This window comes from Thalassococcus profundi, from assembly GCF_003344785.1.
Classification (GTDB): domain Bacteria; phylum Pseudomonadota; class Alphaproteobacteria; order Rhodobacterales; family Rhodobacteraceae; genus Puniceibacterium; species Puniceibacterium profundi.
Window position 1 is genome coordinate 91509 of sequence record NZ_QPMK01000010.1, and the last position, 17404, is coordinate 108912.

Annotated in this window: 17 protein-coding genes; 15 read left to right on the forward strand and 2 right to left on the reverse strand. The window is 66.7% G+C overall.

All coding sequences use genetic code 11. The annotated features are described in order from the left end of the window. The first annotated feature begins 4 nt into the window (after positions 1 to 4). From DU478_RS13575 to DU478_RS13625, 11 genes are all read left to right on the forward strand, one after another. Positions 5 to 583 carry a TRAP transporter small permease gene (locus DU478_RS13575; protein ID WP_114511511.1) on the forward strand — a complete coding sequence of 193 codons (579 nt, stop codon included), beginning with the start codon at positions 5 to 7 and terminating at the stop codon, positions 581 to 583. Then, on the forward strand, positions 583 to 1899 hold the full coding sequence (locus DU478_RS13580) for a TRAP transporter large permease (protein ID WP_114511512.1): 1317 nt from the start codon (positions 583 to 585) through the stop codon (positions 1897 to 1899). The genes DU478_RS13575 and DU478_RS13580 overlap by 1 nt, the downstream gene beginning before the upstream one ends. After that, positions 1896 to 3134, forward strand: coding sequence for a malonyl-CoA decarboxylase (locus DU478_RS13585; protein ID WP_114511513.1), 1239 nt, complete (start codon positions 1896 to 1898; stop codon positions 3132 to 3134). The genes DU478_RS13580 and DU478_RS13585 overlap by 4 nt, the downstream gene beginning before the upstream one ends. Before the next feature lie 10 nt (positions 3135 to 3144). Then, positions 3145 to 4659 (forward strand): malonate--CoA ligase, encoded by a 1515-nt coding sequence (locus DU478_RS13590; protein ID WP_114511514.1) that lies wholly within the window; start codon positions 3145 to 3147, stop codon positions 4657 to 4659. Positions 4660 to 4751: 92 nt separating this feature from the next. Next, the gene (locus tag DU478_RS13595; RefSeq protein ID WP_114511515.1) at positions 4752 to 5315 is read left to right on the forward strand and encodes a NifU family protein; all 564 of its coding nucleotides are present in this window, start codon (positions 4752 to 4754) and stop codon (positions 5313 to 5315) included. A gap of 85 nt (positions 5316 to 5400) precedes the next feature. After that, on the forward strand, positions 5401 to 5970 hold the full coding sequence (tsaB, locus tag DU478_RS13600; RefSeq protein ID WP_114511516.1) for a tRNA (adenosine(37)-N6)-threonylcarbamoyltransferase complex dimerization subunit type 1 TsaB: 570 nt from the start codon (positions 5401 to 5403) through the stop codon (positions 5968 to 5970). Further along, a complete protein-coding gene (locus DU478_RS13605) occupies positions 5960 to 6373 on the forward strand; it encodes a GNAT family N-acetyltransferase (RefSeq protein ID WP_114511559.1) in 414 nt (137 codons plus the stop codon). The genes tsaB and DU478_RS13605 overlap by 11 nt, the downstream gene beginning before the upstream one ends. A 158-nt stretch (positions 6374 to 6531) precedes the next feature. Further along, the gene (locus DU478_RS13610; protein ID WP_114511560.1) at positions 6532 to 7521 is read left to right on the forward strand and encodes a BMP family lipoprotein; all 990 of its coding nucleotides are present in this window, start codon (positions 6532 to 6534) and stop codon (positions 7519 to 7521) included. Positions 7522 to 7611: 90 nt separating this feature from the next. Next, the gene (locus DU478_RS13615) at positions 7612 to 9225 is read left to right on the forward strand and encodes an ABC transporter ATP-binding protein (protein ID WP_114511517.1); all 1614 of its coding nucleotides are present in this window, start codon (positions 7612 to 7614) and stop codon (positions 9223 to 9225) included. Positions 9226 to 9254: 29 nt separating this feature from the next. Further along, positions 9255 to 10349 carry an ABC transporter permease gene (locus tag DU478_RS13620; protein ID WP_114511518.1) on the forward strand — a complete coding sequence of 365 codons (1095 nt, stop codon included), beginning with the start codon at positions 9255 to 9257 and terminating at the stop codon, positions 10347 to 10349. After that, positions 10349 to 11314: an ABC transporter permease gene (locus DU478_RS13625; RefSeq protein WP_114511519.1), complete on the forward strand. Its 966-nt coding sequence runs from the start codon at positions 10349 to 10351 to the stop codon at positions 11312 to 11314. The genes DU478_RS13620 and DU478_RS13625 overlap by 1 nt, the downstream gene beginning before the upstream one ends. A gap of 138 nt (positions 11315 to 11452) precedes the next feature. Here the strand turns inward: DU478_RS13625 and DU478_RS13630 are convergent, their stop codons facing one another. Continuing rightward, positions 11453 to 12568, reverse strand: coding sequence for a THUMP domain-containing class I SAM-dependent RNA methyltransferase (locus tag DU478_RS13630; RefSeq protein WP_114511520.1), 1116 nt, complete (start codon positions 12566 to 12568; stop codon positions 11453 to 11455). 135 nt (positions 12569 to 12703) lie between these two features. Here DU478_RS13630 and DU478_RS13635 point away from each other — a divergent pair, with 135 nt between their 5' ends. From DU478_RS13635 to DU478_RS13650, 4 genes are read left to right on the forward strand one after another with little or no spacing between them, the layout of a single operon-like run. Then, the gene (locus DU478_RS13635; protein ID WP_114511521.1) at positions 12704 to 13618 is read left to right on the forward strand and encodes a sulfite exporter TauE/SafE family protein; all 915 of its coding nucleotides are present in this window, start codon (positions 12704 to 12706) and stop codon (positions 13616 to 13618) included. Beyond that, complete coding sequence (locus DU478_RS13640) at positions 13618 to 14379, forward strand: TIGR02186 family protein (RefSeq protein ID WP_114511522.1); 762 nt, start codon at positions 13618 to 13620, stop codon at positions 14377 to 14379. The genes DU478_RS13635 and DU478_RS13640 overlap by 1 nt, the downstream gene beginning before the upstream one ends. After that, positions 14379 to 14810: an acyl-CoA thioesterase gene (locus tag DU478_RS13645; RefSeq protein WP_114511523.1), complete on the forward strand. Its 432-nt coding sequence runs from the start codon at positions 14379 to 14381 to the stop codon at positions 14808 to 14810. The genes DU478_RS13640 and DU478_RS13645 overlap by 1 nt, the downstream gene beginning before the upstream one ends. A 57-nt stretch (positions 14811 to 14867) precedes the next feature. Next, on the forward strand, positions 14868 to 15263 hold the full coding sequence (locus DU478_RS13650; RefSeq protein ID WP_114511524.1) for a hypothetical protein: 396 nt from the start codon (positions 14868 to 14870) through the stop codon (positions 15261 to 15263). A gap of 98 nt (positions 15264 to 15361) precedes the next feature. Here DU478_RS13650 and uvrC read toward each other — a convergent pair whose 3' ends face one another. Then, positions 15362 to 17236 carry an excinuclease ABC subunit UvrC gene (uvrC, locus tag DU478_RS13655; RefSeq protein ID WP_114511525.1) on the reverse strand — a complete coding sequence of 625 codons (1875 nt, stop codon included), beginning with the start codon at positions 17234 to 17236 and terminating at the stop codon, positions 15362 to 15364. Positions 17237 to 17404 lie beyond the last annotated feature (168 nt).

A 17404-nucleotide genomic window follows, 5' to 3' on the forward strand; every position in this document is an offset into this window, starting at 1 on the left:
CCAGATGTCCGGCCCAAGCCCTCAAGGTGCCGCGCGCACCGGTGATAACCCGTTCCTGAAAGCCGTCGCCGCGATCTCGACCCTGGCGGGCTGGGTGTCCGCCGCGATGATCGTCATCGCGGTCTGCATCGTGTGCCAGATGATCTTTGTGCGCTTCGTGCTGAACGGCTCCACCGTCTGGCAGACCGAGGCGGTGATCTACCTGATGATCGCCGCAACGCTGATCGGGCTGCCGTATGTGCAGCGCCTGCGCGGTCACGTGAACGTGGACCTCGTGCCGCTGGCGCTGCCGATGAAGGCGCGCAAGGTGCTGTGTATCTTCACCCTCGGCCTGTCGGCGCTGATCATCGCGACCATGCTCTTTTATGCCTATGAATTCTGGCACTTCGCCTGGGCACGCGGCTGGCGCTCGGACACGGTCTGGGGCGTCATGCTCTGGAAGCCCTACCTGTCTCTGCCCATCGGCCTGGCGCTTCTGCTGCTACAGTTGCTGGCCGACCTTTACGCGGTGATCGCCGATATCGACAAACCCTTCGGGATCGAGGCCGAGGGCCTCACCGCCCGCGCCACCGGAGACCTCTGATGGACCCGCTCGTTCTTGGCGCCCTGGTCGCCGTCACCACCATTCTCGTGCTCTTTTCAGGCGTGTCCGTGGCCATCGGCCTGCTGATCGTCTCGGCCGGTTTCCTGATCGTCTTCGACGGGATGCGGTCGCTCGAACTGATGCCGGAAATCCTGTTCGGCAAGCTCGACAATTTCGCGCTTCTGTCGATCCCGATGTTCATCATCATGGGGTCGTCCATCGCCTCGACCCGGGCGGGCGCCGACCTTTACGAGGCGCTCGAACGCTGGCTGACCCGGGTGCCGGGCGGGCTTGTGGTGTCGAACCTCGGCGCCTGCGCGCTCTTTTCGGCGATGTCCGGATCGAGCCCCGCGACCTGCGCCGCCATCGGCAAGATGGGCATCCCCGAGATGCGCAAGCGCGGCTATCCCGACGGCGTGGCCGCAGGCTCTATCGCCGCCGGCGGCACGCTGGGCATCCTCATTCCGCCCTCGGTCACGATGATCGTCTACGGCATCGCCACCGAAACCTCGATCGGACGGCTGTTCCTCGCGGGTGTGTTTCCGGGACTGATGCTCGTGGCGCTGTTCATGGCCTGGTCGATCTACGCCACCTGGCGGGCCGGAGATGCGGCTGTCCTGACACCGACCGACTACTCCTGGCGGCAGAAATTCGAGATCCTGCCGCGGGTGCTGCCGTTCTTCTTCATCATCCTCGGCGTGCTCTATGCCATGTACGGCGGCATCGCCACGCCGTCCGAGACCGCCGCCGTCGGTGCCCTGCTCTGCCTGCTGATCGCCATTGTCATCTATCGCATGTGGCATCCGCGCGCGCTCTGGGTGGTGCTGCGCGACAGCACGCGGGAATCGGTGATGATCCTCTTCATCATCGCCGCGGCGGGCGTCTTCAGCTACATGCTCAGCTCGCTCTTCATCACGCAAAGCATCGCGGAATGGATCGGCACACTTGACGTGAACCGCTGGGTGCTGATGGGGGCGATCAACGTCTTCCTGATCATCGCGGGCTTCTTCCTGCCGCCCGTGGCGGTGATCCTGATGGCTGCGCCGATCCTGCTGCCGATCATCACCACCGCAGGCTTCGACCCGATCTGGTTCGCCGTGGTGCTGACCATCAACATGGAGATCGGCCTGATCTCGCCGCCGGTGGGTCTGAATCTTTACGTCATCAACGGCATCGCGCCGGACATTTCCCTGCGCACGATCCTGACCGGATCCCTGCCCTACGTGGCCTGCATGCTTCTGGCCATCGTGCTGCTTTGCCTGTTCCCGGGCATCGCCACCTGGCTGCCCGATATGGTAATGGGAGCCGCGCTATGAGTTTTCTGGCCGAACTCATGTCAACCGTCTTCGAACGGCGCTACCGCCGCTCCTCGGCGCGGGACGACCGGCCCATCGAAGAGCTTTGCACCGATTTGCTGGGCAATTCCGGCGAGGTGTCGGGCGGGGTGCTGGCGCGGCTGATCCTCGACCGCTACGCCAGCCTCGACTGGGAAGACAAACGCGCCTTCTTCGCCTTTCTCACCGGATCGCAGGGCATCGACGTCGCCACGGTGCGGGCCGCACTCGACAGCTTCGAGGCCGCGCCGGACAAGGCCAGCTACCGCGCGCTGATGGCCGCCTGCGAGCCCGACCGGCAGGAGTTGGCGCGGCGGCTGAACCAAGTGCCGGGCGCCACGGAACGGCTGGTGGAAATGCGCGCCGACCTGCTGGCGATGCTGCCCGAGAACCCCGAATTCGCCATGCTCGACCTCGATTTCCGGCACCTCTTCGCGTCTTGGTTCAACCGCGGTTTTCTGGTGCTGCGTCCGATCAACTGGGAAACGCCGGCGGAGATCCTTGAAAAGATCATCGCCTACGAGGCGGTGCACGCGATAGACAGCTGGGACGACCTGCGCCGCCGGGTACAGCCCGAGGACCGACGCTGTTTCGCCTTCTTCCATCCGGCGATGCCCAACGAGCCGCTGATCTTCGTCGAAGTGGCGCTGACCCGCGGCGTGCCCGGATCGGTACAGGCGCTGCTGGCCAAGGGTCGCGACGTGCTGGAGGCCGAGAAGGCCGACACAGCGACCTTCTACTCGATCTCCAACTGCCAGTCGGGGCTTGCGGGAATTTCCTTCGGCAATTCGCTGATCAAGCAGGTGGTGGCGGACCTGTCGCGCGCCCTGCCGAAGCTTTCGACCTTCGTCACCCTGTCGCCGATCCCGGGACTCACGCGCTGGCTGGCGGCCAACGACCGCAGCCTCGACGGCGCCGACGCCGCCCGCGCCCGGGCGCTTGCGGCGCATTACCTGATCCAGGCCAAGCGTCCCGATGGCCGCCCCGTCGATCCGGTGGCGCGGTTCCACCTCGGCAACGGCGCCGAGGTGCACAATGTCCATGCCGATGCGGACACCTCCGAGAACGGACGCCGCCAGTCCGGCGGGGTGATGGTGAACTACCTCTACGACCGCGCACGCATCACCCAGAACCACGAGAAATTCGCCGCTGACGGAACCATTGCCGCCTCCTCCGAGGTGCGCAGCCTGGCCGCCATCGCGCTCGAAGACGCCTGAGGAGCCGCCCATGGCCAACCCGCTTTACGACACGCTGTTCGGCCGCCACGCCGGCCGCGACACGCCGTTCCTGCACCTGCCGGACGGCAGCACGCTGACGCACGACGCCTTTCTGCGCATGACCGCGCGCTTCGCGCACCGGCTGACTGGCCTTGGCCTCGCCCCCGGCGACCGGCTGGCGCTGCAGGTCGAGAAATCGCCCGAGGCGCTGGCGGTCTACGCCGCCTGCGCGCAGGCGGGCGTGGTGTTCCTGCCGCTCAACACCGGCTACACCGGCGACGAGATCGCCTATTTCGTGGAGAACTCCGGCGCCCGCCTGCTGATCTGTGACGGCGCCCGCGAAGAGGCGCTGGCCCCGGTCGCGGCAAAGTGCGGTGCACAGATCGGGACGCTGAACGCCGACGGCTCGGGCAGCTTCAGCCGTGGCGCCGCGGATCTGTCGGAAGAGTTCGCGACGGTCACGCGCGAGGCCGACGACCTTGCGGCCTTCCTCTATACCTCCGGCACCACGGGCCGGTCGAAAGGCGCGATGCTCACCCAGCGCAACCTGCTGTCGAATGCCGAGACTTTGGCGGACTATTGGCAATTCACCGATGCGGACACGCTGCTGCACGCGCTGCCGATCTTTCACACCCATGGGCTCTTCGTCGCGACCAACGTGACGCTGGTGGCGGGCGGCGCGCTTATCTTCATGCCGAAGTTCGAGCTCGACCGGATGATCGCCGAGATGCCCCGTGCAACGGCGCTGATGGGCGTGCCGACCTTCTACACGCGGCTGCTGTCGGACGACCGCTTCACCGCCGACCTGACCCGGCACATGCGTCTGTTCGTGTCGGGCTCCGCGCCGCTGCTGGCCGAGACCCACGTGGCGTTCGAAGAGCGCACGGGCCACAAGATCCTCGAACGCTACGGCATGACCGAAACCAACATGAACACCTCGAATCCCTACGACGGCGAGCGTCGGGCGGGCACCGTGGGCTTTCCGCTGCCAGGGGTCGAACTCAAGATCACCGACCCGGCCAGTGGCGACGCCCTGCCGCAGGGCGAGATCGGCCAGATCGAGGTGCGCGGACCCAACGTTTTCAAGGGCTACTGGCAGATGCCGGAAAAGACCGCCGAAGAACTGCGCGAGGATGGCTTCTTCATCACCGGCGACCTCGGGCTGATCGACGCGGACGGCTACGTCAGCATTGTTGGGCGCAACAAGGACCTGATCATCTCGGGCGGCTACAACATCTACCCCAAGGAAATAGAGGTGCTGCTGGACGACCAGCCCGGAGTGCTGGAATCGGCGGTGATCGGCGTGCCGCATCCGGATTTCGGGGAAACCGTGGTGGGGGTTCTCGTGCCGAAGGACGGCGAAGGACCCGACGTGGATGCGATTTCTGAGCGGATCACGGCGACGCTGGCGCGCTACAAGCACCCGCGCAAGATCGTGGTGCTGGACGAGTTGCCGCGCAACACCATGGGCAAGGTGCAAAAGAACGTGCTGCGCGACAGGTTCGCGGATCTTTTCACTGGCTGACGGGGGACGCGCCAGTTTAGAACGGTTCCAAACCTTGACGCGCCGGGCCGCTGCGCGCATATGTTGGGCAACCAGAGAAAGGACCGGCGCAGATGTTCATTCAGACCGAATCCACCCCGAACCCGGCAACGCTCAAGTTTCTGCCGGGCCAGACCGTGCTCGAGATGGGCACCGCCGATTTCCCCTCGGCCGAAGGCGCCGATGCCTCGCCGCTGGCGACGCGGCTGTTTACCGTGGACGGCGTGAAGGGCGTCTTCTTCGGCACCGACTTCGTCACCGTGACCAAGGGCGACGAGATCGACTGGGATCACGTGAAGCCAGCGATCCTGGGCGCCATCATGGAGCATTTCCAGTCCGGCCAGCCGGTGATGAAGGACGATGCGCAGGGCGGTGACGGCCATGCCGAACATTCCGGCGAGGACGCCGAGATCGTGGGCCAGATCAAGCAGCTGCTCGACAGCCGCGTGCGGCCGGCGGTGGCGCAGGATGGCGGCGACATCACTTTCCACGGCTTCGAACGCGGCGTGGTCTACCTGCACATGCAGGGGGCCTGCGCGGGCTGCCCGTCCTCGACCCTGACGCTGAAGATGGGGATCGAGAACCTGCTTCGGCACTACATTCCCGAAGTGACCGAAGTCCGACCGGTCGCGGTCTGAAGTTTGCGGCGAGGAGGGCCCGCAAGGGACCGAGGAGCTGCTCCTCCGCCCTGACGGGCGTCCTCGCATCGCCGGCGCCCGCCACATGTTCCTGATCCTTGCCTTCGACACATCCGGCCCGCATTGCGCCGCAGCCCTCTGGCGCGATGGCGCTCTTCTCGATGCGCGCGCCGAGGCCATGACGAAGGGCCAGGCCGAGGCGCTAATGCCCATGCTTGAGGCTCTGCTGGCCGACCACGGCGCCGGCTGGCCGGCCGTGACCCGCATCGGCGTCGGCACCGGTCCCGGCAATTTCACCGGCATCCGCATCGCCGTCTCCGCCGCCCGCGGACTGGCCTTGGCGCTGGAGATTCCCGCCATCGGCGTCAGCACCTTCGACGCGATCCACCATCTGCACCCGGACGCCCTGGCAGCCGTCCCAGCGCCCCGCGATCACCTTTACGTCAGGCGCGCGGGCGGTGCACCGGACTACCGCCACCGCGATACCCTGACCGCCCCCCCGGTGCTGCCCCCGTCTCCGACAGCGCTCGTCACCGCGATGGCGCAGATCGCCGCGACCGCCGGTCCCGGCCCGGCGCCCGCGCCGCTTTACATCAAGCCCGCCGACGCCGCGCCCTCCCGCGATGCGCCGCCGGTCCTGCTCGATGACGCCTGAGGCCCTCGCGGCGCTGCAGGCCCGCGCCTATACCCACATGGAACCCTGGAATGCGCGGGACTTCGCAGAGCTGCTGGCCCGCCCCACGACGCTGCTTTGCGCCGTGCCGCAGGCCTTCTGCCTGGGCCAGGTGGTGGTCGACGAAGCCGAGATCCTGGCGCTTGCCGCCGATCCCGCGCACCAGCGGCAGGGTCATGCCAGCGCCGTCCTGACGCAGTTCCTGCACGCCGCCGTCCGGCTCGGCGTCACCCGCGTGTTCCTCGATGTCGCTGAAACCAACGCCCCGGCCCGCGGCTTTTACGCAGCCCACGGTTTTGCCGTGACCGGCCGCCGCCGCGGCTACTACCGTCAGGACGCGGGCCCGGCCACGGATGCGCTGCTCATGTCCCGTGCGGTGACCTGAGGTTAGCTTGAAGCCCCCGGCAAACCCGCGCCGCAGCGCCGAAAAACCGGTTGACCCTTCATGCCACCTGCGGCCTTAATTGCACCTGATCCGAGACGATCAGCCAAAGAGCGGCAGGCGCGCGGCGCCGTCGCCCATCCAACACCTGGGAGCCTATGATGACCCTCATGCAGAAATTCCTCGGCGCGGCCGCCACTCTGGCCCTGTCGGCGGGCGCGGCGCTGGCCGAACCTGCGCTGATCTTCGATCTTGGCGGCAAGTTCGACAAGTCCTTCAACGAAGCGGCCTTCAACGGCGCGCAGCGCTGGTCGCAGGAAAACGGCACGTCTTTCCGCGAGATCGAGCTGCAGTCCGAAGCGCAGCGCGAACAGGCCCTGCGCCGCTTTGCCGAAAACGGCAACAACCCGATCGTCATGACCGGCTTTGCCTTCGGCAACGTGCTGGGCGAAGTGGCCCCCGACTATCCCGACACCAAGTTCGCGATCATCGACATGGTGGTCGATGCGCCCAATGTCCGCTCGGTCGTTTTCAATGAACACGAAGGCAGCTACCTTGTCGGCATGCTTGCGGCGATGGCGTCCGAGACCGGCACCGTCGGCTTCATCGGCGGCATGGACATCCCGTTGATCCGCAAGTTCGCCTGCGGCTATGCGCAGGGCGTCAAGGCGGTGAACCCCGATGCCACGGTGATCCAGAACATGACCGGCACCACCCCCGCCGCCTGGAACGACCCGGTGAAAGGGTCGGAGCTGACCAAGGCGCAGATCAGCCAGGGCGCCGACGTGGTCTATGCCGCCGCCGGCGGCACCGGCGTGGGCGTGCTGCAGACCGCCGCCGACGAGGACATCCTGTCGATCGGCGTCGACAGCAACCAGAATTACATGCATCCGGGCCAGGTCCTGACCTCGATGCTCAAGCGCGTCGACAACGCCGTCTACGACGCCATGGCCGCCGGGCCCGACCTTGAAACCGGCATCAACGTCATGGGCGTCGGCAACGGCGGCGTCGGCTATGCGCTGGACGAGCACAACGCGCAGCTGGTCACCAACGACATGCAGAATGCCGTGGACCAGGCCGCCGAACAGATCGCCAGCGGCGACCTGACCGTGCACGACTACATGTCCGACAACAGCTGCCCGGTGAACTGAGACCGGCATCGCCCCTTCGCAAGGGCCGCGCCACGGCGGTGCGGCCCTTGTCACATCCGGCCCCATCAAAACGGCCTGACGGAGCACGCCATGTCCCCCCATTCCCCCGCCGACGCACCGGCCATCGAACTCAAGGGCATTTCCAAGGCCTTTGGCCCGGTGCAGGCGAACAAGGACATTTCAATGCGGGTGATGCCGGGCACGATCCACGGCATCATCGGTGAGAACGGCGCGGGCAAGTCGACGCTGATGTCGATCCTCTACGGCTTTTACAAGGCCGATGCGGGCGAGGTCTTCATCTCCGGCAAAAAGACCGAGATTCCCGACAGCCAGGCCGCGATCCGCGCCGGCATCGGCATGGTCTTCCAGCATTTCAAGCTGGTGCAGAATTTCACCGTGCTGGAAAACGTCATCCTCGGCGCCGAGGACGGCGGGCTGCTGCGCCCGAGCCTCGCAAAGGCGCGCGGCGTGCTCAAACAGCTTGCCGCGGAATACGAGCTGTCGGTCGATCCGGACACGCAGGTGCAGCACCTCAGCGTCGGCCACCAGCAGCGAGTCGAGATCCTCAAGGCGCTCTACCGCGAGGCGGATATCCTGATCCTCGACGAACCCACCGGCGTTCTCACTCCGGCCGAGGCCGATCACCTGTTCCGCATCCTCGACAACCTGCGGGCCGAGGGCAAGACGATCATCCTCATCACCCACAAGCTGCGCGAGATCATGGAGATCACCGACACCGTGTCGGTGATGCGCCGCGGCGAGATGACCGCGACCGTCAAGACCGCCGAGACCAGCCCCGAACAGCTGGCCGAGCTGATGGTGGGCCGCAAGGTGCTGCTGCGCGTCGACAAGACGCCCGCGAAACCCGGCGCAAAAGTGCTGGAGGTCGAGAACCTGCGCCTTGTCGACGACAAGGGCGTCGAGCGCCTTCGCGGCATCGACCTCGAGGTCCGAGCCGGCGAGATTCTCGGCATCGCCGGGGTGGCGGGCAATGGCCAGTCGGAATTGCTCGAGGTGCTGGGCGGCTATGCCACAGCCACCGGCACGGTCCGCGTCAACGGCGCAGCAATGCCGCTTTCGGGTCCCGGATCGGACGGCCAGAGCCGCCGTGCCTGCGGCATCGCCCACGTCCCCGAGGACCGCCAGCACGAGGGGCTGATCATGCCCTACACCGCGTGGGAGAATACCGCCTTCGGCTACCACCGCGACCCGGCCCTGCAAAAGGGCCTGCTGATGGACAATGCCGCGATCCGTGCCGATGCGGCGGCCAAGATGGACCGCTTCGACGTCCGCCCGCCCGACCCGACCCTCGCGGCGCGCAACTTTTCCGGCGGCAACCAGCAGAAGATCGTGCTGGCGCGCGAGATCGAACGCAATCCCGATATCCTGCTGGTCGGCCAGCCCACCCGCGGCGTCGACATCGGCGCCATCGAGTTCATCCACCAGCAGATCGTGCGCCTGCGCGACGCGGGCAAGGCGATCCTGCTGGTGTCCGTCGAACTGGACGAGATCTTTTCGCTGTCGGACAGGATCGCGGTGATGTTCGACGGCCGCATCATGGGCGTCCGCGACCCCGCCGAGACCGACCAGACCGAACTTGGCCTGCTGATGGCCGGGATCACCGAAAAACCCGACCGCCCGCTGATCGACGCGGTCGATGCCAAGCTCGACGCCAAGGAAGCGCGGGAGGCCGGCCATGGCTGACGCGCCCGCCCCGATCCGGAAGACCTGCCATGGATAGAATGCCGAACTGGGCCGATGCGGTGCTCGTCCCGCTGATCTCGCTGCTGCTGGCCGCGATCCTGTCGGCGGGGGTGATCCTCGCCATCGGGGAAAGCCCGGTCGATGCCTTTTCGCTGATGGTCGAGGGCGCGCTGATGCGCTCAGCGGGCTGGGGTTACACGCTCTACTATGCCACCAACTTCATCTTCACCGGCCTTGCCGTGTCGGTCGCCTTTCACGCCCGCCTCTTCAACATCGGCGGCGAGGGGCAGGCGATGCTGGGCGGGCTCGGCGTGGCGCTGGTGTGCCTCTACATCCCCTGGCCGCACTGGTCGCTGGCAATCGTCGCCGGTGCCGTGGGGGCCGCCCTCTTCGGTGCGCTCTGGGCGCTGGTGCCGGCCTACCTGCAAGCCAAACGCGGCAGCCATATCGTCATCACCACGATCATGTTCAACTTCATCGCCGCGGCGCTGCTGAACTACGTGCTGGTGAACCTGCTGCGTCCCGTCGGCGCCATGGACCCGGCCACGGCGCGCTTTCCCGACGCGGTGCACCTGCCCACTTTCCAGGACATGTTCTCGACCGCAGCGACGCCGCTCTTCCGCGGCGCACCGGCGAATGTCAGCTTTTTCCTTGCGCTGCTGGCCTGCGGGCTGGTCTGGCTGCTGATCTGGCGCACCCGGCTGGGCTACGAGATCCGGGCCTTCGGCCATTCGGACTCCGCCGCGCGTTACGCCGGCATCTCGCCGGTGCGCATCACCGTGGTGACCATGCTGATCTCGGGCGGGCTTGCGGGCATGATGGCCGTGAACACCACCATGGGCGAGGCCGAGCGGCTGGTGATGAACGCCACGGAGGGTGCGGGCTTCATCGGCATCGCGGTGGCCCTGATGGGCCGCAATCATCCCATCGGCGTGCTTCTGGCGGCGATCCTCTTCGGGTTTCTCTACCAGGGCGGCGCCGAACTGGCGCTCTGGACCAACATCCCGCGCGAACTGATCGTTGTGATCCAGGCGCTGGTGATCCTGTTCACCGGCGCGCTCGACAACATGGTGCGGATGCCGCTGGAACGGGCGTTCCTCGCGGGCCGCAAACGGAGGGCATGATGGACTTCCTGACCCTTCTCCAGGTGCTCGACAGCACCGTGCGGCTCGCCACACCGCTGCTGCTGGCCTGTCTCGCCGGGCTCTTTTCCGAACGCGCGGGCATCTTCGACATCGGGCTCGAGGGCAAGATGCTTGCCTCCGCCTTCTTCGCCGCCGCCACGGCTGCGCTCACCGGGTCGGTCTGGCTGGGCCTTCTGGCCGGGATCGCGTCGTCGATGGTGCTGTCGGCGATCCACGGGCTGGCCTCGATCACCTTCCGCGGCAACCAGCTGATCTCAGGCGTGGCGATCAATTTCCTCGCGGCGGGCATGACCGTGCTGATCGCGCAGGACTGGTTCGCCCAGGGCGGCCGCACCCCGTCGCTGATGAGCGGCGGCCGGTTCGAGGATATCACCCTTCCGCTGGCCGGGACGCTCGCACCGGTGCCGATCATCGGCCCGATCTATGCCGAGCTGATCTCCGGCCATTCGATCCTGGTCTATGTGGCCTTCCTCTGCGTGCCCGCGACATGGTGGGTCCTGTTCCGCACCCGTTTCGGCCTGCGCCTGCGCGCGGTGGGCGAAGCGCCCGAGGCGGTGGACACCGCCGGCGTGTCGGTGATCGGTCTGCGCTTTGCCGCCGTCGGCATCTGCGGGCTGCTCTGCGGGCTTGCCGGCGCCTACCTCGCCACCGGTCTGCAGGCGGGTTTCGTCAAGGACATGACCGCCGGCCGCGGCTACATCGCTCTGGCGGCGCTGATCTTCGCCAAGTGGCGGCCCTGGTACGCGCTTTGGGCCTGCCTGCTCTTCGGCCTGCTGCAGGCGGTGGCGCTGCGCTACCAGAACATCGACCTCGGCGGCATCGTCATCCCCGTGCAGTTCATGGACGCCCTGCCCTACATCCTGACGGTGGTGATCCTCGCGGGCTTCGTCGGCAAGGCGATCCCGCCGCGCGCCGGGGGCGAGCCCTATGTCAAGGAACGCTGAGCTTGCATCAAGAAGAGCTTTGATGCCTCCGGCGGGAGTTTAGAGGCAAGATGAAGCCGGGGACCCGGATCCTTCTTCATCTTGCCAATAAACCTCCGGGGAGCGCGAGGGGCTGGCCCCTCGCTCCGGTCCTCTCGTTCAGCGCAGAGGCCCGGTCTGGTAAAGCCGGATCTTCAGCCCGCCATGCGGCACCGGCGGGCCGGCGGGCTTGAACGGCAGGCCGGTCGCCTTGGCCAGCGACGGCTCTGACGTCACCAGCCCGACGCGCCAGCCGGAAAAGCCCTCGCTCAGCCGCGCGCCGAGGCCTGCATAGACGCCGTAGAGCAGCTTCTTGTTGCCGATCCGCGCGCCGTAGGGCGGGTTGACCATCACCAGCCCCGGCGGCCCGTCGGGACGCGCGAGGTCGCTGACGGGCTGCACGGTAAAGGTCGTCTGATCGCCAACTCCGGCGCGGACGGCGTTCTCGGTCGCCATGCGGATGGCACCGGCGTCGCGGTCGTAGCCGTAAAATCGCAGGTCCGGCACGGCGCCTGACGCCCGTTCGCGCAGCGCCTGCACCGCGGCCGCATCGACCGTGGCCAGATCCTCGAAGGCAAAGCGCCGGCTGCGCCCGGGCAAGAGCCCTGACGCGATCTCGGCCGCCTCGATCGGGAAGGTGCCCGAGCCGCACATCGGGTCGAGCACCGGCTCAACCCCGTCGTAACCGCATTGCCGCAGGAACAGCGCCGCCAGGGTTTCGCGCATCGGCGCCTTGCCGACGGCCACCTTGTGGCCGCGCTTGTGCAGGCCCTCGCCGCTGGTGTCGACGCTCAGGATCACCAGGTTGTCGTCAATCCGGACCTTGAGCACCAACGGCGCCTCGGCCGTGACCTCGACCCCCAGTTCCTCGCGCAGCGCCGTCTCGATCCGCTGCGCGGCGGCCCCGGCGTGGTAGATCTTCGACGCGCGGCAGCTCACCTCGACCTTCACCGGCACATCGGTGCGCAGCACCTCGTGCCAGGGAAATTTCCGTGCCCGTTTGTCCAGTTGCGCCAGGTGGAACGCGCGAAAACTGCCGATCCGCGCCAGCACCCGGCTGGCGCCGCGCAATTCGATATTGGCGCGCCAGACCTCGGGCCACCCGCCCTGCAACGCGACGCCGCCGGGGACGGAGTCGGCGCCGGCGAAACCGGCGGCGCGCACCTCGTCCAGAAGCGCGTCTTCGAGCCCGGGCAGGGCGACGAGGAAGATCTCGAAGGGGGCTGTGGTGTCCATTGCGCCCCTGTAGCGCGGATCGCCGCCAGCTTCGACAGCAATCTTCCGTGGCCGCGCCGCATCGCCGCGCGGAAAGCGCGCGAGCGGCATCGAGGCAGGTTGCCAATCGGGCACGCCCGGGCGCAGAGTACGCCCATGCAGCTCTACCTTCCCATCGCCGAAGTTGCGGTCAATCTTTACCTGCTTCTGGGGCTGGGAACGCTTGTTGGCATGCTGTCTGGCATGTTCGGCGTCGGCGGCGGGTTCCTGATCACGCCGCTGCTCTTCTTCATGGGAATCCCGCCTGCCGTGGCGGTCGCCACCGGGGCGAACCAGATCGTCGCCTCGTCGATCTCGGCGGTGCTGGCGCATCTCAAGCGCCGGACGGTAGACCTGCGCATGGGCACGGTGCTGCTGATCGGCGGGCTGATCGGCGCGGGCCTTGGCGTCTACGTCTTCAACCTGCTGCGCGAGATGGGCCAGGTCGATCTTCTGGTGCGGCTCTGCTACGTGGTGTTCCTGGGCGTCATCGGGGCGCTGATGTTCGTCGAATCCCTGCGCGCCCTCATGCAATCCAAACGCGGCGCCCCGCCCAGGCGCCGCCATCACGGCTGGGTGCACGGACTGCCGTTCAAGATGCGCTTCCGCACCTCTGGGCTCTATATCTCGGCGATCCCGCCGCTGATGGTGGGGGTGTCGGTGGGCCTCTTGGCGGCGATCATGGGGGTCGGCGGCGGCTTCATCATGGTGCCGGCGATGATCTACCTGCTGGGCATGCCCACCAAGGTCGTGATCGGCACGTCGCTCTTTCAGATCATCTTTGTCACCGCCTTCACCACGCTGCTGCATGCCACGACGATGTACACCGTCGACATGGTGCTGGCGCTGGCGTTGATCGTCGGCGGCGTCGTCGGCGCGCAGCTGGGCGCGGTGATCGGGGCCAAGCTGCGCGCCGAGCAGCTGCGCATCTTGCTGGCACTTTTGGTGCTGGGCGTCTGCGGCAAGCTGGCGCTGGAACTGCTGCTCACCCCGTCCGAGCTTTACCTCATCGACGCGCCGGGGGTGGGCTGATGCGCCGACTGTTCGCCCTGCTGATCTGCCTGGCCCTGCCCGCCGCCGCGCAGGACGAAGAGGTCGTGCTGGGCCTGAGCCAGAACCAGGTGTCGATCACCGCCAATTTCGACGGCTCCGAGATCCTGATCTTCGGCGCGATCAAGCGCGAGACGCCGATCCCCGAGGATCCTCTCGAGGTGCTGATCACCGTGGCAGGACCGCAGCAGGAGCTGGTTGTCCGCCGAAAGGCGCGTCGTTTCGGCATCTGGGTCAACACCGACGCGGTCGAGGTCGATGCCGCGCCGTCCTTCTACGCGGTCGCCACCTCCGCGCCCTTCGAACAGACCATTTCGGCGGTGGAAGACCTGCGCCACAGCGTGTCGATCCCCCGCGCCATCCGCTCGGTCGGTGCGCCGATGAGCATCAACGACAGCCAGGCGTTTTCCGAGGCGGTGATCCGCATCCGCCGCGACAACGGCCTGTACCAGTTGCGCGAAGAGACCGTGTCGCTGCGGGAACAGACGCTCTTCGACACCTCCATCGCCATGCCCGCCAGCCTGACAGAAGGCGCCTACCCGACAAGGATCTTCCTGACGCGCGGCGGCACAGTGATTTCGCGCTACGAAACCGTCATCGACGTGCGCAAGGTCGGGCTGGAACGTTGGCTCTACAACCTCTCGCGCGAGCAGCCGCTGGTCTACGGCCTCTTGTCCGTCGCGCTGGCCATCGCCGCGGGCTGGAGCGCCTCTGCCGCCGCGCGCTATCTGAGGGACGGCTGATGGCCCGCCCCCTGCCCCCGACCCGCGCGGGTTATGCCGCCTTCCGCGTCCTGCCGACGCGCTGGATGGACAACGACGAATACGGGCACATGAACAACGCCACGTATTTCTCGCTTTTCGACACCGCCGTCAGCCTCTGGCAGATCGACCAGGGGATCGAGATTCGCGGGCCGAAGGCGAACCGGTTCCTGGTGGTCGAGAACGGCTGCACCTATTTTGCCGAAGCCGGGTTTCCCGACCTCATCCATGCCGGTCTGCGGATCGGGCACCTGGGCCGGTCGTCCTTCCGCTATGAACTGGGTCTCTTCCGCAACGACGAGGACAGCGCCTGCGCCACCGGATTCTTTGCGCAGGTGAACGTGGATGGCTCGGGGCGCCCCGCGCCGCTGCCCGAGGATATCCGTGGACTGCTGGCACGGATCGAAATTTGACAACTCGGCACTGCGTTTCGTGCTAGGGTTGCGCATCCGCCGCGAAAGGACAGACCCATGCACACGACATTTGCCGCCAGCGCCCTGGTGCTTCTGCTTTCCGTCACGGGCCTTGCCGCGCAGCAAAGCGAAGAGGTCAGGTTCGCGCCCGGCAACTTCGGCACCATGGTCACCGGCAGCATCACCGGCAAGGCCTACATGGACTACACCCTGGGCGCACAAGAGGGACAGGAGATGTTCGCCGAACTGACCTCAGACAGCGCGTCGGTCAACTTCAACATCCTGCCGCCCGGCAGCGACGGCCAGGCGATCTACATCGGGTCGATCGATGGCCCGACCGCCACCGTCACCTTGCCCGAAACCGGCACCTACACGATCCGCGTCTACCAGATGGGCAACGCCGCCGACAGCGGCCAGACCAACGCGTTCAACCTCGACCTGTCGATCCAGTGAGCCGACGCGCGACGCTGCCCGCACCGTGCAAGGACCCGCCTTCATCTTGCCTCTAAACTCCCGCCGGAGGCTCCGGCACCGGCCAACCGGAACCGCGATCAGCCTTTCTCGTGAAAGAACCCGTAAATCCGTTCCGCCAGCGCCTCGCTGACGCCCTCGACGGCCTGCAGGTCCGACAGGTTCGCACGGCTCACCGCCTTGGCAGAGCCGAAATGCGCCAGCAGAGCCCTTTTGCGCGCCGCGCCCACGCCGGGCACGTCGTCGAGCGGATTGGCCGACACAGCCTTGGCGCGCTTGGCGCGGTGGGTGCCGATGGCAAAACGGTGCGCTTCGTCGCGCAGGCGCTGGACGAAATAGAGCACCGGATCGTTGTGGCGCAGCGCAAAGGGGCGCTGGCCGGGGCGGTGGAATTCCTCCTTGCCCGCATCCCGGTCGATGCCCTTGGCGACACCGACCATCGGAATGTCCTCGACCCCGTGCTCGCGCATAATCCCGGCCACCGCCGACACCTGCCCGGCGCCGCCGTCGATCAGCAGCAGGTCGGGCCAGAGCCCCTTCGATCGGTCCGGATCGTCCTTCAGCAGGCGTTTGAAGCGACGCTCCAGCACTTCCTTCATCATGCCGAAGTCGTCGCCGGGCACGAGGTCCTCACCGCGGATGTTGAACTTGCGGTACTGGTTCTTCATGTAGCCATCCGGCCCCGCGACGATCATCGCGCCCACGGCGTTGGTGCCCTGGATGTGGCTGTTGTCGTAGACCTCGATGCGCTCGGGCGGCGCGTCCAGCGCGAAGGCTTCGGCCAGGCCGCGCAGCAGCTTTCCCTGCGTCGCCGTCTCGGCCATCTTGCGCGCGAGGCTCTCGCGGGCGTTGCGCGCGGCGCCCTCGATCAGCTCGGCCTTTTCGCCGCGCAAGGGCACCGCGATCTCGACCTTGCGGCCCAGCTTGCCGGTCAGCGCCTCTTCCATCAGGTCGGTGTTCTCGATCGCGTGTGAGAGCAGCACCAGCCGCGCCGGTTCCTTGGTGTCGTAGAACTGCCCCAGGAAGGCCTCGAGCACCTCGGCCTCGTCCACCTCCGCGCCGACCCGCGGATAGAAATCGCGGTTGCCCCAGTTCTGGTTGGCGCGGATGAAGAACACCTGCACGCAGGCCTGCCCGCCGTCGAGATGCAGCGCGATCACGTCCGCCTCGGTCACGCCGCGCGGGTTGATGCCCTGTGCGGTCTGCACCTGCGTCAGCGCCCGGATCCGGTCGCGCAGCGCGGCGGCGCGTTCGAATTCCATCGCCTCGGACGCCTCCGACATCTGCCTGGCGAGGCTCTCTTGTATATGGGTGGTCTTGCCCTGAAGGAACTGCGCCGCGTCACGCACGCTGGCCTTGTAGTCTTCGCTTGAAATCTTGCCGACGCAAGGCGCGCTGCAGCGGCGGATCTGGTGCAGCAGGCAGGGCCGCGTGCGGCTGTCGAACATCGAATCCGTGCAGTTGCGCAGCAGGAACACCTTCTGCAGCTGGTTCAGCGTGCGGTTCACCGCGCCGGCGCTGGCGAAGGGTCCGAAATACTGGCCCTTGTCCTTCTTGGCGCCGCGATGCTTGGCGATCTGCGGAAAGGCGTGGCCGGTGATCAGGATGTTTGGAAAGCTCTTGTCGTCGCGCAAGAGCACGTTGTAGCGCGGCTTGAGTTGCTTGATCAGGTTCTGTTCGAGCAGCAGCGCCTCGGTTTCCGTGCGCGTCGTGAGAAACATCATCGACGCGGTTTCCCGGATCATCCGCGCGATCCGGCCCGAATGGCCCGCCGGCCGCGCGTAGTTGCTGACTCGCGCCTTGAGGTTGCGCGCCTTGCCCACGTAAAGCACCCGGCTTTGCGCATCCAGCATCCGGTACACGCCCGGGCTGCTGTCCAGAGTCTTGAGGTAGGACTGGATGCAGGCATGCCCGGTCGGGGTGTTTTCAGCCGAACTGTCAGGGCCGGTTGTCATTGCCTATGTCCATTCCACTTGCGGGACATGATTCTGTGCCGCGGCTGCAAAATACCGGCGTCGGGTTCAAGCGCCAAGGCATCCACGAGTCCTGTGGATAAAGGTGCGGGTATCTTTTGGGCAGCCGGAAATTTTCCTGTCTTTTGGCATAGTTCATCAATTTGCCTG